At 73.0% G+C, this 12,876-nt stretch carries 14 protein-coding genes; 10 read left to right on the top strand and 4 right to left on the bottom strand.

The window, feature by feature from the left end; all coding sequences use genetic code 11:
• The first annotated feature begins 2 nt into the window (after nucleotides 1–2).
• The 7 genes from ACJ9NR_RS16815 to ACJ9NR_RS16785 are packed head-to-tail and all read left to right on the top strand — an operon-like array spanning nucleotide 3 to nucleotide 5,027.
• Nucleotides 3–431 (top strand): 3-hydroxyacyl-ACP dehydratase FabZ family protein, encoded by a 429-nt coding sequence (locus ACJ9NR_RS16815; RefSeq protein ID WP_412488376.1) that lies wholly within the window; start codon nucleotides 3–5, stop codon nucleotides 429–431.
• Complete coding sequence (locus ACJ9NR_RS16810; protein WP_412488375.1) at nucleotides 428–895, top strand: 3-hydroxyacyl-ACP dehydratase FabZ family protein; 468 nt, start codon at nucleotides 428–430, stop codon at nucleotides 893–895. Before ACJ9NR_RS16815 ends, ACJ9NR_RS16810 begins: the two co-directional genes overlap by 4 nt.
• Entirely contained in the window at nucleotides 896–1,882 is a 987-nt protein-coding gene (locus ACJ9NR_RS16805; protein ID WP_412488374.1) for an ACP S-malonyltransferase, read from the top strand.
• On the top strand, nucleotides 1,875–3,419 hold the full coding sequence (locus ACJ9NR_RS16800; RefSeq protein ID WP_412488373.1) for an acyl-CoA carboxylase subunit beta: 1,545 nt from the start codon (nucleotides 1,875–1,877) through the stop codon (nucleotides 3,417–3,419). The genes ACJ9NR_RS16805 and ACJ9NR_RS16800 overlap by 8 nt, the downstream gene beginning before the upstream one ends.
• A gap of 29 nt (nucleotides 3,420–3,448) precedes the next feature.
• Nucleotides 3,449–3,688, top strand: coding sequence for an acyl-CoA carboxylase subunit epsilon (locus tag ACJ9NR_RS16795; protein WP_412488372.1), 240 nt, complete (start codon nucleotides 3,449–3,451; stop codon nucleotides 3,686–3,688).
• A gap of 54 nt (nucleotides 3,689–3,742) precedes the next feature.
• Complete coding sequence (locus ACJ9NR_RS16790) at nucleotides 3,743–4,510, top strand: 4'-phosphopantetheinyl transferase family protein (RefSeq protein ID WP_412488371.1); 768 nt, start codon at nucleotides 3,743–3,745, stop codon at nucleotides 4,508–4,510.
• Nucleotides 4,511–4,514: 4 nt separating this feature from the next.
• The gene (locus ACJ9NR_RS16785; protein ID WP_412488370.1) at nucleotides 4,515–5,027 is read left to right on the top strand and encodes an SRPBCC family protein; all 513 of its coding nucleotides are present in this window, start codon (nucleotides 4,515–4,517) and stop codon (nucleotides 5,025–5,027) included.
• A gap of 13 nt (nucleotides 5,028–5,040) precedes the next feature.
• On the opposite strand, the gene ACJ9NR_RS16780 is transcribed toward ACJ9NR_RS16785, so the two are convergent.
• Nucleotides 5,041–6,738, bottom strand: coding sequence for an IclR family transcriptional regulator domain-containing protein (locus ACJ9NR_RS16780; RefSeq protein ID WP_412488369.1), 1,698 nt, complete (start codon nucleotides 6,736–6,738; stop codon nucleotides 5,041–5,043).
• Between the two features lie 107 nt (nucleotides 6,739–6,845).
• A complete protein-coding gene (locus ACJ9NR_RS16775) occupies nucleotides 6,846–8,120 on the bottom strand; it encodes a M6 family metalloprotease domain-containing protein (RefSeq protein ID WP_412488368.1) in 1,275 nt (424 codons plus the stop codon).
• Between the two features lie 271 nt (nucleotides 8,121–8,391).
• Here ACJ9NR_RS16775 and ACJ9NR_RS16770 point away from each other — a divergent pair, with 271 nt between their 5' ends.
• On the top strand, nucleotides 8,392–9,045 hold the full coding sequence (locus tag ACJ9NR_RS16770; protein ID WP_412488367.1) for a TetR/AcrR family transcriptional regulator: 654 nt from the start codon (nucleotides 8,392–8,394) through the stop codon (nucleotides 9,043–9,045).
• A gap of 112 nt (nucleotides 9,046–9,157) precedes the next feature.
• Nucleotides 9,158–10,699: an MFS transporter gene (locus tag ACJ9NR_RS16765; protein WP_412488366.1), complete on the top strand. Its 1,542-nt coding sequence runs from the start codon at nucleotides 9,158–9,160 to the stop codon at nucleotides 10,697–10,699.
• Nucleotides 10,700–10,805: 106 nt separating this feature from the next.
• Here ACJ9NR_RS16765 and ACJ9NR_RS16760 read toward each other — a convergent pair whose 3' ends face one another.
• Nucleotides 10,806–11,336, bottom strand: coding sequence for a MarR family winged helix-turn-helix transcriptional regulator (locus ACJ9NR_RS16760; protein ID WP_412488365.1), 531 nt, complete (start codon nucleotides 11,334–11,336; stop codon nucleotides 10,806–10,808).
• Nucleotides 11,337–11,466: 130 nt separating this feature from the next.
• Here ACJ9NR_RS16760 and ACJ9NR_RS16755 point away from each other — a divergent pair, with 130 nt between their 5' ends.
• Complete coding sequence (locus tag ACJ9NR_RS16755) at nucleotides 11,467–12,234, top strand: dioxygenase family protein (RefSeq protein ID WP_412488856.1); 768 nt, start codon at nucleotides 11,467–11,469, stop codon at nucleotides 12,232–12,234.
• A gap of 33 nt (nucleotides 12,235–12,267) precedes the next feature.
• Here the strand turns inward: ACJ9NR_RS16755 and ACJ9NR_RS16750 are convergent, their stop codons facing one another.
• On the bottom strand, nucleotides 12,268–12,786 hold the full coding sequence (locus ACJ9NR_RS16750; RefSeq protein ID WP_412488364.1) for a GNAT family N-acetyltransferase: 519 nt from the start codon (nucleotides 12,784–12,786) through the stop codon (nucleotides 12,268–12,270).
• Nucleotides 12,787–12,876: the final 90 nt, after the last annotated feature.

Here is a 12,876-nt window from a genome sequence, read left to right as displayed (position 1 = left end):
CCATGACCCCGCCACGCGATCACGTGATGGATCCGCCGCGGCACCGGATCGCCGACGGCGCCCGCCGGCTGCCCCTGGTGGCCGTGGACCGGGTGGAGCCGGTCGACGGGGGGTTCGTCGGCCGTAAGCGGATCGTCACCGACGACCCCTATCTGGCCGGGCACTTCCCCTCGCTGACGGTGTACCCCGGCGTGTTCCTGATCGAGAGCCTGCACCAGATGCTGGAACTGCACCTCGACGGGGCCCTCGGCGGCATCGACCTGGTGGAGATCGGCTCCGTCCGGTTCAGCCGGCCGACGCTCGCCGGCGACGAGCTGGTGATCGAGAGCACGGTCGACGGCGACCGTACGCGGCTCGTCACCAGGTCGACGTGCAGCAGCGGCGGCCGGCGCTGCGCCCGTATCACCGCGACCTGGAGGTGCCGGTCATGACGACGGCCTTCACCGACCCCGGCGATCTGCTGCCCTACGGCTACCCCGCGCTCCAGGTCGACCGGATCGTCCGGCACGCGCCGGGCGCACTGGAGGCCGTGAAGGCCGTGACCTACCACGAACTCGACGGGCACCTGGGCGACTCCAGGCCCGGCCGGTTCCCCGCGACGCTGATGCTGGAGTCCTTCCTGCAGGCCTGCGGACTGCTGCTGCTGCACGAGTGCGGACCGGACGAGCGGCAGCTGCTGATCTTCGGGTCGGCGCGCGGAGTGCGGGTGAGCGGAGCGGTCGCCGCCGGCGAACTGCTCGCCCACTCGGTCGAGTTGATCGACCGGGATGAGGAGACGGCCACCTTCGGCGGGGTCTCCCGCGCCGGGGACGGCCGCGTCGTCCTGGAAGTGGACCGTGCCATCACCCTGCTGCGCCCCGCCGGCTCGCTGGCGGGTCAGGAGGGTGGTAGCTGAATGTCCGAGACGGAGGAAACAGTGGTGTTCCGCTACGTGGTGACCGCGCCGGGACAGGGAGTCCAGCGGCCCGGCATGCTCGACCCCTGGCTGGAGGGCGTCCCCGGGGCGCCCGCGCTGGTCGACGACTGGTCCGGGGCCGTCGGCTTCGACCTCGTCGCGGCGAGCCGTGACGCGGCCCTGCTCGCGGACACGGCCGTCGCACAGCCGCTGATCGTGGCCGTGTCCGTGCTCGCGCACCGGCTGCTGCGCGACAGGCTCCCGGTGGACCCCGGCGACGTGCTGTTCGCCGGGCACTCGGTCGGTGAACTGGCGGCCGCGGCCGGCGCCGGCTACCTGGGCGAGGGCGAGGCGGTCGGCCTCGCCCGGGTGCGGGGGGCGGCGATGTCCGCGGCGTGCGCGGTGGCGCCGACCGGCATGGCCGCGGTGATGCCGACCCGGCGCGACGGCGCGTCGGACGAGGGGATCGCCGCGGCGGTCGCCGCGGCGGGCCTGAGCGTGGCCAACGTCAACGGCAGCCACCAGTTCGTGGCGGCGGGGCCGCTGGAGCGGGTCGAGGCCCTCGCCGACGCCCCGCCGCCCGGGGTGCGGGTCGCCCGGCTGCCGGTCGCGGGCGCCTTCCACACCGAGGCGATGGCCCCGGCGGTGGCGGCCTTCGCCCGCGCGGTCCGCGAGGCGCGGGTCAGCGAGCCGGCCTCGGTGCTGCTGGGCAACGAGGAGGGCGCGCCGGTGGCCGGCCCGGACGACCTGCGGCGGCGGCTGATCACCCAGATCACCTCGCCCGTGCGCTGGGACCGGTGCACGGAGGCGATCGCCCGCCTCGCGCCGGACGCCCTGCACATCGAACTGGCCCCGGCGGGCCCGCTCACCAAGCTGCTGCGCCGCTCCCGCCCGGACGCGCGTGCCGTGGCGGTGACCACGCCCGGGGACATCGACCGTCTGGCGGCCGGAGCGGACGTACTGATCGCGGGAGGACACCATGCATAGCGGCGTCGAGGAACTGGTGGCGCTCAAACAGGTCGTCGCCGAGGGGGCGGACGCCGCCGCCACCCGGCGGCAGCGCGAGAAGGGCAAGTCGACCGTCCGCGAACGCATCGACCAGCTGCTCGACCCGGGCTCCTTCCAGGAGGTCGAGCCGCTGCGCCGGCACCGCGCCACCGGCTTCGGCCTGGAGCGCCGCAAACCCCACACCGACGGGGTGGTGACCGGCTGGGGCACGGTGGAGGGCCGTACGGTCTTCGTCTACGCCCATGACTTCCGCATCTTCGGCGGCGCCCTCGGCGAGGCCCACGCCGAGAAGATCCACAAGATCATGGACATGGCCATCGCGGCCGGCGCGCCGCTGGTCTCCCTCAACGACGGCGCCGGCGCCCGCATCCAGGAGGGCGTCACCGCGCTCGCCGGATACGGCGGGATCTTCCAGCGCAACACCAAGGCGTCCGGCGTCATCCCGCAGATCAGCGTGATGCTCGGCCCGTGCGCCGGCGGCGCGGCCTACAGCCCCGCCCTGACCGACTTCGTCTTCATGGTCCGCGACACCTCGCAGATGTTCATCACCGGACCCGACGTGGTCAAGGCGGTGACCGGCGAGGAGATCAGCCAGAACGGCCTCGGCGGCGCGGACGTCCACGCGGGCACGTCGGGCGTGTGCCACTTCGCCTACGACGACGAGGAGACCTGCATCGCGGAGGTCCGCTACCTCCTCTCGCTGCTGCCGCAGAACAACCGCGAGACACCGCCGGCCGTGCTCGGCGACGACCCCGCCGACCGCCGCTGCGAGGAACTCCTGGACCTGGTGCCCGTCGACGGCAACCGCCCCTACGACATGCGCGAGGTCGTCCGGTCGATCGTCGACGACGGCGAGTTCCTCGAGGTCCACGAGCGCTGGGCAGGAAACGTCCTGGTCGCCCTGGCCCGGCTGGACGGCCAGGTCGTCGGCATCGTCGCCAACCAGCCGCAGTCCCTCGCGGGCGTCCTGGACATCGAGGCGAGTGAGAAGGCCGCCCGCTTCGTCCAGATGTGCGACGCCTTCAACATCCCGCTGGTGACCCTCCTCGACGTCCCCGGCTTCCTGCCCGGTGTCGACCAGGAGCACGGCGGCATCATCCGCCACGGCGCGAAGCTCCTGTACGCCTACTGCAACGCCACCGTGCCGCGCGTCCAGCTGATCCTGCGCAAGGCCTACGGCGGCGCGTACATCGTCATGGACTCCCGCTCCGTCGGCGCCGACCTGTCCTACGCCTGGCCCACCAACGAGATCGCCGTGATGGGTGCCGAGGGCGCCGCCAACGTCGTCTTCCGCCGCCAGATCGCCGAGGCCGACGACCCCGACGCCATGCGGGCCCGGATGGTCAAGGAGTACAAGGCCGAGCTGATGCACCCCTACTACGCGGCCGAACGGGGCCTCGTCGACGACGTGATCGATCCCGCCGATACCCGCCGGGTGCTGATCAGGTCCCTGGCGATGCTGCGCACCAAGCACGCCGACCTGCCGTCGCGCAAACACGGCAACCCGCCCCAGTGAGCGCCGCCCGACCGAACGGAGCCGAACCCATGACCACCGCCGTACCCGCCACCGCCTCCGGCCCGCTCGTCCGCGTCGAACGCGGGCGCGTCACCGACGAGGAACTCGCCGCGCTCACCGTGGTGCTGCTCTCCCGGGCCGGCGTGCCGGCCGGCGACACCCACGCCACCCGGGCCGGCCACGCCACCCGGGCCGCCCCCCGCTGGGACCGCCCCGAGCGGCACGCCCCCTACCGCTTCCCGGCCGGCTCCTGGAGGTCCTGCCCGTGAGCCGCGAGAGGGGACACCTCTCGCGGCCGACGCCGTCCGGCGAGGAGGCCACCGGTGCCCCCCAGCCCATCCCCTGACGGTGCGGACCGCCGCCTGATGGCGTCCCTCCTCCCGCCGCAGGTGGTGGCCAGGGAGTCCTGGGGGGAGTGGGAGGACGACTGGAGGAGGGCCCTGTTCCCCGTCGAGGCGCGGGTCGTGGAGGGGGCGATGGACAAGCGCCGCCGGGAGTTCGCGGGCGTACGGGTGCAGGCCAGGCGGGCGCTGCGGGTCCTGGGCGTGGCACCGGCGCCCCTGCTGCCGGGTCCGCGCGGGGAACCGGCGTGGCCGGCCGGGATCGTCGGCGCGATGACACACTGCACGGGCTACCGGGCGGCCGCGGTCGCCCGCGCCGGAGCGGGCGTGGCCGCGGTGGGCATCGACGCCGAGCCGCACGCCCGGCTGTCACCGGAGGTGCTGGAGATGGTGGCGGGCTCCCGCGAACGGGACCGTCTGAGGCTGCTCGCGGGCCGCCGGCCGGAGGTGTCCTGGGGCTGCCTGCTGTTCTCCGCGAAGGAGACGGTCTTCAAGGCCTGGTATCCGCTGGCCCGCAGCGAACTGGGCTTCCTCGAGGCCGAGGTGGACCTGTGGCCGGACGGTGACGGCCGCGCCGGGGGTTTCTCCGCCGCCGTGGCCAGGGCCGGGCCGTTCGCGGCGGTGTCGGGGCGGTGGCGTGTCGCCGGCGGCGTCGTCGCGACCGCGCTCGCCGTGCGCGCCCCGGCCGCGGCCGTACCCGAGCCGGGCGGACCGCCCGCTCGGCTCACTCTCGACACTACGGAAGGTTGAAGCAATGCGTCTTGCCGATGGTCCCCACGTGGGGTGCGAGATCGAGATCGACGCTCCGCCCGAGCGGGTGTGGGCGCTGGTGTCGGACATCTCCACCTCGGTGCGGCACAGCCCCGAACTGCAGGAGGTGGAGTGGCTGGACGGTGCCGAGGGGCCGTCCGTCGGCGCCTGTTTCGCCGGGCGCAACCGCAATGCCGGGCTGGGGGAGTGGCACACCGTCAGCCGGATCGCCGGGCTGGCGGAGCAGCGGACCTTCGCCTGGGAGGTCGTCCACTACAACGACCGGCGGCACGGTGAGCCGCTGGCCGTCTGGACCTACACGCTGGAGCCGCTCAGGGGCGGGACCGCCACCCGCCTGCACCACGGCATGCGGCTGGGCAGCGCGCGCGGCCCGCTGCAGGACTTCGTCGAGCGCAATCCGGAGCAGGAGGAGCAGATCATCGACGGCCGGATGGCCCGCCTGCGTGGGGGCATCGAGGCGACCCTCACGGGCGTGAAGGCCGAGGCGGAAGCCTGAGTCCTCGCCGGGGTCAGGACGTCGGCACCCGGGTGAACCGACCGGCCACCCGCAGGTCCTCCTCGATGCGGCGGGCCGTGCCGCGCAGCTCGGGCAGGATGTCCCGCTCGCATTCCCCGACCGTGTGGCGGGCCGCGTGCAGGGCCACGTTCAGGGCGGCGACGACCCGGCCCGAGCGGTCCCGGATCGGGACCGCGATCGAGCGCAGGCCCTCCTCCAGCTCCTCGTCGACCAGGGCGTGGCCCCGAGCCCGTACGTCCTCCAGGACACGGGCGAGGGCGCCGGGGTCGGTCACGGTGCGCGGGGTGAACGGGCGCAGCGGCGCGGGGAGCGGGCGGTCCGCCGGGGGCAGGTCCGCCAGCAGGACGCGGCCCATCGAGGTCGCGTACGCCGGCAGGCGCGTGCCGAGGGTGATGTTCACGCTCATGACGCGGCTGGTGGCGACCCGCGCCGTGTACTGGATGTCGTGTCCCGACAGCACCGCCAGCGAGGTCGACTCGTGGACGCGTCCGGCGAGTTCGGACATGTGCGGGGCCGCGATCTCGGGCAGCGAGACGCGGGAGAGGGGCGGGAAGCCGAGCGCGAGGACGCGTGGGGTCGGTGCGAAGACGCGGCCCCGTGCGCGCACCAGCCCCAGGTGCTCGTACGTGATCAGCGCCCGGCGGGCCGTCGCACGCGTCAGCCCCGTCGCCCTCGCGACCTCCGTCAGGGTCAGTTCCGCGCGTCCCTCGCCGAAGGACGTCAGCACGGTCAGGCCGCGGGCCAGGGATTCGACGAACTCCCGGCCGAGCTCCTGCTTGGACGCCCCGGTCCAGGCCGCGAGCCCGGTCGGCGGGGCGGCCGGCCGTGCGGGCGGCACCTCGCGCAGGTCGTCCTCCATCGCCCGCACCGCCTCGCGCAGCCGCGGCAGCAGCGTGTCGCGCAGGTCCGCCGCCGTGTGCCGGCTGGTGTGGCTCACCACGTTCGCCGCGCACACGATCCGGCCGGTCCGCGGATCCCGTACCGGTACCGAGACGGCGACCAGTCCCGGTTCGATCAGCTGGTCGTCCAGCGCCCAGCCGTCCGCGGCCGCCGCGGCGGCCCGCTGAGCGAACTCCCCGTCGGCGCCGGCGCGCCGGAGCGGCGGCACGGCGGGGAAGTCCCTGTTCTCCGGGTCCGCCTCCCGCCGCTCGTGCCACGCCCGCCACTCCCGCTCCGTCCACTCCGTGGCGAACAGCGGGCCGGGCGCGGTGCGTTCGGCCGGGAGCAGGTCGCCGATGCGGAAGCTGAGGGACATCGCGCGGCGGCGGGTGGCCTGGTGGATGAAGCGGATGCCGTCGCGGTCGGCGACCGCCAGCGACACCGACTCGTCCAGCTCGTCGGCGAGGGCGTCGGCGCGCGCGTCCAGCAGCGCGGGCAGGCGCAGGGCGGAGAGGTAGGCGTTGCCCAGTTCCATCAGCCGGGGGGCCAGCACCACGTCCCGGCCGTCGAGGCGGACGTAGCCCATGCGGCCGAGGGTGGCGGCGATCCGGTCGACCGTGGAGCGGGCGAGGCCGGTGGCCCGTTCCAGCCCGCTCGGGCTCAGCGTCCCGCCCGCCTCGGTCAGCCGCAGCAGCACGGTGATCCCGCGCACGAGCGGTGTGACCGCCTCGGCCGGTACGGCGGCGGGCGAGTCGGCCGGTACGGCGGCGGACGACGCGGCGGCGGCGTCCGCCGTGGGCTTCGCGGGCATCGGATCTCCGGTACGGCGGTCGGGGCACGCCCACGGTAATGCGCGCACCGGCCCTCTCACCCCCGCCCTCTCCCTGCCCCCGCTCACTCCCGTCCGGGCCGCCCCGCTCACCGCCGTACCACCCGCACCCGGTAGTTCCCGGGCCGGTCTCCCCGCTCGACCGTGATCCGGATGCCCCGCCTGCGGTCCTCGAACGTCTCGCCCGGGGTGAAGGGGGCGTCGGAGAGTTCGGCCTGGACGTTGGGGCTGCGGGTGCAGCCGCCGCTGTCGCGCCGGGAGTCGAAGACCCGCACCGGTCCCATGCCGGTGTCCACGCCGGAGTCGACCCGGTAGATCAGCACACCGGGCCGGCAGACGACGGCGTCGTTGCCGGCCCGGACGCGCACCTCGACGGCGTAGACCGTCCGGGAGTCGACGGGGACGAAGACCAGCTTCGGGCCGCCGGCCCGCTCCAGCGGGGTCAGCGTGTAGTCCGTCGTGCCGGTGGCCGCGCAGCTGACCTGGGAGTCGTCCAGCCAGCCCAGCTTCCATTTGTGCCAGCCGAGCAGGTCGTTGTCGGCCCCCCAGTCCTCGCTCATGATGTCCCAGTGCCCGACCGCGCCGCCGCCCTGCTGGGTGTAGAGGTCGGGCAGGCCGAAGACGTGGCCGTTCTCGTGCGGCAGCACCCGGTAGCCGGTGCTGGCGTAGTTGCCGGAGCCGTCGTCCTGGCGGGAGTAGACGAAGGAGGCGTTGGCGACGGGGACGCCGTCGGCGACCGGGGCGTCCGGGTTGCCCGCGAAGGTCACCGACAGGACGGTGTCCAGGGCGGACGGGCCGGCGTTCGGCGTCACCAGCACGTTCAGGAAGTCGTACGCGCGGAAGTCGACCTGCGGGTCGGCGGCGCTCACGATGTCCTGGACGAGCTGCCGGTAGCCCTCGTCGAAGGGGGCCCCGCGTTCTATGCCGTACGCCTTGAACGGCTTCGGCATGCGCAGCCAGTGCCGGATCGGGGTCTCGGGGCGGTAGTCGAGGCGGCCGTAGGAGGCGGTGCGGAACCACTGCCGGGTCTTGGGGAAGAACTCGCGGAAGCGGTCCATGGCCTTGCCGGGACCGGGCGCGTCGGGGAAGTCGACCATCAGGGTCAGCGCGTGCACGGTGCCGGTGGAGCGGGCGTAGCCGGTGCCGGTCGGAACGCCCTCCGAGAGCTGGACCGTGCGGCCGCCGTCGATCATGCACGGGCCGAGCTTCGTGGTGCGGACCGGGGCGACCGGTCCCGCCCCGGCCGCCGTGGAGCGCGTCACCGGGTGCCCGCCGCCCGCCGAGGTGACGACCGTGAGGATCAGGGCGGCCACGGTCGCGAGGGCGGCCGCGCGGCGGGGCCGTATCCGACGACTGAGCTGCATCTCGCGGGCCCTTCGTCCTGGCAGCCGCCGGTCTCAGGCTGCGCCCTTTCGATCACCCTGGTTCGGGGGCTGTGCGGGCGCTCGCTGGATGGGCCGAACGTGGGTTTCCGGACGCGGGAGGGACCCGTCGCGGCTCATGTGAGCCAGGTCACAGGAATTCTTCGCGGGGAGGGGAAATAACCGGGGAAGGTCTCCCCGTTTAACCCTGCGTACGAGCGAAACGGGGACTTGCTCCCCGGATCGCGTCAGCCACCGAACCGAGGAGTGCGCCGTGCAGACCGCGACCCCCGTGCGGCCCAAGGTGACCCGGCCGCGTGCCGACGCCCTGCGCAACCGGGAGCGGATCGTCGCCGCCGCCCGCGAGATGTTCACCGAGTTCGGCCCCGACGTGCCGCTCGACGAGATCGCCCGCCGGGCCGGTGTCGGCAACGCCACGGTGTACCGCAACTTCCCCGACCGGGACGCACTCGTCCGCGAGGTCGTCTGCTCCGTCATGGACCGCACGTCCGAGGCGGCCGAGTTCGCGCTCGCGGAGACCGGGGACGCCTTCGAGGCACTGGAGCGCTTCGTGCACACCTCCGCCGACGAGCGGATCAGCGCCCTGTGTCCGATGATCCAGACCACCTTCGACCAGAACCACCCCGACCTGGAAGCCGCGCGCGAGCGCTGCGAGCAGCTCGTGGCGGAGCTGATGGACCGCGCCAAGCGGGCCGGGCAGCTGCGCCACGACGTGGGCGTCGGCGACCTGATGATCGTCGTGGCGCAGCTCAGCCGGCCCCCGGCCGGCACCGACTGCGTCGTCAACGACCGCTTCGTACACCGCCATCTGCAGCTGTTCCTGGACGGACTGCGGGCTCCGGCCCACTCCGTCCTGCCGGGCACAGCCGTCACCGTGGAGGATCTGCGCCGGCCCTGCACCGATTAGTTCCGGACTCCCAGCGAGTCCACCCTCAGGAAACTCACCGGCCGTCTCGGTAGGCGAGCCGTCCCCGTACGACACCTTTTTTCCGTCACGAAGTCCCGAAGTGGGTACCTCCATGTCTGAAACAGCCGCAAAGGCTCGCGGCCCGGTCGAACAGACCGGTGACGCCAACCGCTGGAAAGCGCTCGTCTTCATAGCCCTCGCCCAGCTGATGGTCGTGCTCGACGCGACCATCGTGAACATCGCCCTGCCCTCCGCCCAGGCCGACCTGGGCATCTCGGACGGCAACCGGCAGTGGGTCGTCACGGCCTACGCCCTGGCGTTCGGCGGCCTGCTCCTGTTCGGCGGCCGGATCGCCGACCTTTGGGGCCGCAAGCGCGCCTTCGTCATCGGCCTGACCGGCTTCGCCGCCGCCTCCGCGCTCGGCGGAGCGGCCCAGTCCGGCGCCATGATGTTCGGCGCCCGCGCCCTGCAGGGCGTCTTCGGCGCCATGCTCGCGCCCGCCGCGCTCTCCCTGCTCGCCGTGATGTTCACGGACGCCAAGGAGCGTGCCAAGGCGTTCGGCATCTACGGCGCGATCGCCGGTGGCGGCGGCGCCGTCGGCTTCATCCTCGGCGGCGTGCTCACCGAGTACCTGGACTGGCGCTGGACGTTCTTCGTGAACATCCCGTTCGCCGTCGTCGCCGCGCTCGGCGCGTACTTCGTCATCCGTGAGCCGGAGGGCGGCCGCAACCGCAACCCGCTCGACATCCCCGGCGTGCTGCTGTCCACCGTCGGCCTGGTCTCGCTCGTCTACGGCTTCACCCGCGCCGAGTCCGACGGCTGGGGCGACTCCCTGACGGTCGGCCTGTTCGTCGCCTCCGCGGTGTTCCTGCTGGCCTTCGTGGTCACCGAGTCCCGGGTCAAGGCGCCGCTGCTGCCCCTGCGCGTGGTCACCGACCGCAACCGCGGCGGCATCTACCTCTCGCTCGGCATCGCCATCATCGCGATGTTCGGCACGTTCCTCTTCCTGACCTACTACCTGCAGGTCATCAACGGATACTCGCCGATCAAGACCGGCTTCGCCTTCCTGCCGATGATCGCGGGCATGATGGTCGGCTCGACCCAGATCGGCGCCCGGCTGATGACCCGGGTCCCGGCCCGGGCGCTGATGGGCCCCGGCTTCCTGGTCGCCGCGGTCGGCATGCTGCTGATGACGCAGCTGGAGATCGGCTCGTCGTACGCCTCGACGATCCTGCCCTCGATGCTGCTGCTCGGTCTCGGCATGGGTACGGCGTTCATGCCGGCCATGTCCCTGGCCACCCTGGGCGTCGAGCCCCGGGACGCCGGTGTCGCCTCCGCGATGGTCAACACCTCGCAGCAGGTGGGCGGCGCCATCGGTACGGCCCTGCTGAACACGATCGCCGCCTCCGCGACGACCGCGTACATCAAGGACCACATCGCCTCCGCGACCTCCAAGTCGCAGGCGCAGCTGGTGCAGATGCAGGGCGCGGTGCACGGCTACACCAACGCCATCTGGATCGCCGTCGGCATGCTGGTGCTCGCCGCCGCGATCGTCCTGACCCTGGTCAACGCCGGCCGCCCCGGATCGGCCGCCGTGGCCGGGTCCGAGGAGGGCGTCGAGGACGAGGTGGCCGTTCCGGTGGTCGCCCACTGACCCGGCCGGTCCGGCCGTACCCCTTCGGAACCACCCGTACGCGAGAGGAAGGGGACGCCTCCCGCGTACGGTCCCGGGATCTGCCCCGGCCCGCTGAGTGAGCGGCTCAGCGCAGCCAGGGCAGATCCGCGCCCGCATCGCCGGGCTGGAGGCCCTCGGCGACGATCTGCATGATCTCGCCGAGGGCTCTCTGCTGCTCGGGGGTGAGCCGCTCGAACACCGCCTGCCGTACGGCCGCCACATGGCCCGGCGCGGTGCGGGCCAGCACCTGCGCGCCCGCGTCCGTCAGCACCGCGAACTGGCCCCGCTTGTCGGAGGGGCAGTCCTCGCGGCGCACCCAGCCGTTCTTCTCCAGCCGCGCGATCGCGTGCGAGAGCCGGGAGCGGGTGATCTTCGACCGCATCGCCAGCTCGGTCATCCGCAGCCGCCCCTCAGGGGCCTCGGCGAGCCCGACCAGCAGCCCGTAGTAGATGTGCGGCATGCCGGCGTCCCGCTGGAGCTGGCGGTCGAGGTGGTCCTCCAGGAGCGTGGTGGCGTGCAGGTACGAGCGCCAGACGCGCTGCTCGTCGTCGCTGAGCCAGCGGGCCTTCCCGGAGGGTGCTTCCCGGGCGGGCTCGGACGGGGGTGCCGTGTTCATGCGTCCACTGTAACGAGTTCCTCATTGAAACTTAAACAAATGGCGCGTAGGCTCGGCCGTACAAAGATTTAGAGTTCAAGCAACCGCTCCGGAGGGAGCCGCCGCCGTGTCCGCCGCCACCCAGGAGCGCATGCCCGCCCTCTACCTCAGCCACGGCGCCCCGCCGCTCGCGGACGACCCGGTCTGGCCCGGTGAACTCGCCGCCTGGTCCGCCGGACTGCCGCGCCCCACGGCGATCCTGATGGTCTCCGCCCACTGGGAGGAGGCCCCCCTCGCGCTGGGCGCGGTGGAGCCGGTCCCGCTCGTGTACGACTTCTGGGGCTTCCCCGAGCACTACTACCGGGTGACGTACGAGGCCCCGGGCGCCCCCGCGCTCGCCGCGTCCGTGCGCAAGCTGCTGCGCGCCCCCGGCACGCCCGTGCAGGACATCCCGGACCGGGGCCTGGACCACGGCGCCTACGTCCCGCTCGTCGAGATGTTCCCGGCCGCCGACATCCCGGTCCTGCAGATCTCCCTGCCGACGCTCGACCCGGCGCGGCTGATGGAGATCGGCCGCCGGCTCGCTCCGCTGCGCGACGAGGGCGTACTCATCGTCGGCTCCGGCTTCTTCACCCACAACCTGGCCGCGCTGCGCCACACGGGCGCCGGGGTGCCGGGCTGGTCGGCCGAGTTCGACGACTGGGGCCACCGCATGCTGGACGCCGGCGACGTGGACGCGCTGCTCGACTTCCCGCACCGCTCACCGGCCGGCCGGCTCGCCCATCCGCGCACCGAGCACTTCGCCCCGCTCTTCGTGACGCTGGGCGCCGCGGACGCGTCCGGCGACCTGGACACGCAGAGGTCGGTGATCGACGGGTTCTGGCTGGGGCTGGCGAAGCGGTCGGTGCAGTTCGGCTGAGGTGCCGCTGTCCCCGTCGGGCGTCCCGCGGACCTACAGCTCCTTCTCGTACCAGGCCACGTCCCAGTACCGTCCGAACTTGCGGCCGACCTCACGGTAGGTGCCCAGATGGCGGAAACCGAAGCGTGCGTGCAGCCGCGTGGACGCCTCGTTGGGCTGCGCGATGCCCGCGTAGGCGCGGTGCAGGTCCTCGTCCGCCAGTGCCTCGAAGAGCGCCTTGTACAGCAGTGTGCCGATGCCGCGCCGGCCCGCGTCCGGGGCGAGATAGACGGTGACCTCCACCGAGGTCCGGTAGGCGGGCTTGGCGCGATAAGGGCTGGATGTGGCGTAGCCCAGAATCTCCTGTGTGTCACCGTCCGTGGCAACCATCAGGCGGTGCGGGCCGTCTTCAGGGTGGGAGAGCAGCCAGGGGCGGCGCTCCTCGGGAGTGAAGACGGCGGTGTCGAAGGTGATGGGCGTCTCACGTACGTAGTGGTTGTAGATGTCGGTGAGGGCTTCGAGGTCCGCCTCGACTCCCGGCCTGACCTGCACCTCTGAGCGCTTCGACGTCACCGGCCCTCCTCCTGTGGCCGGACAGGGTACTGCATGATCAGAAAAATGGGGTGCCGGGTTGGGAATTCTGTCCGGATTCCAGTCGTTGTT

Source organism: Streptomyces sediminimaris (assembly GCF_047049295.1).
GTDB lineage: Bacteria > Actinomycetota > Actinomycetes > Streptomycetales > Streptomycetaceae > Streptomyces > Streptomyces sediminimaris.
This window is presented reverse-complemented; position numbering and strand designations above follow the sequence as displayed.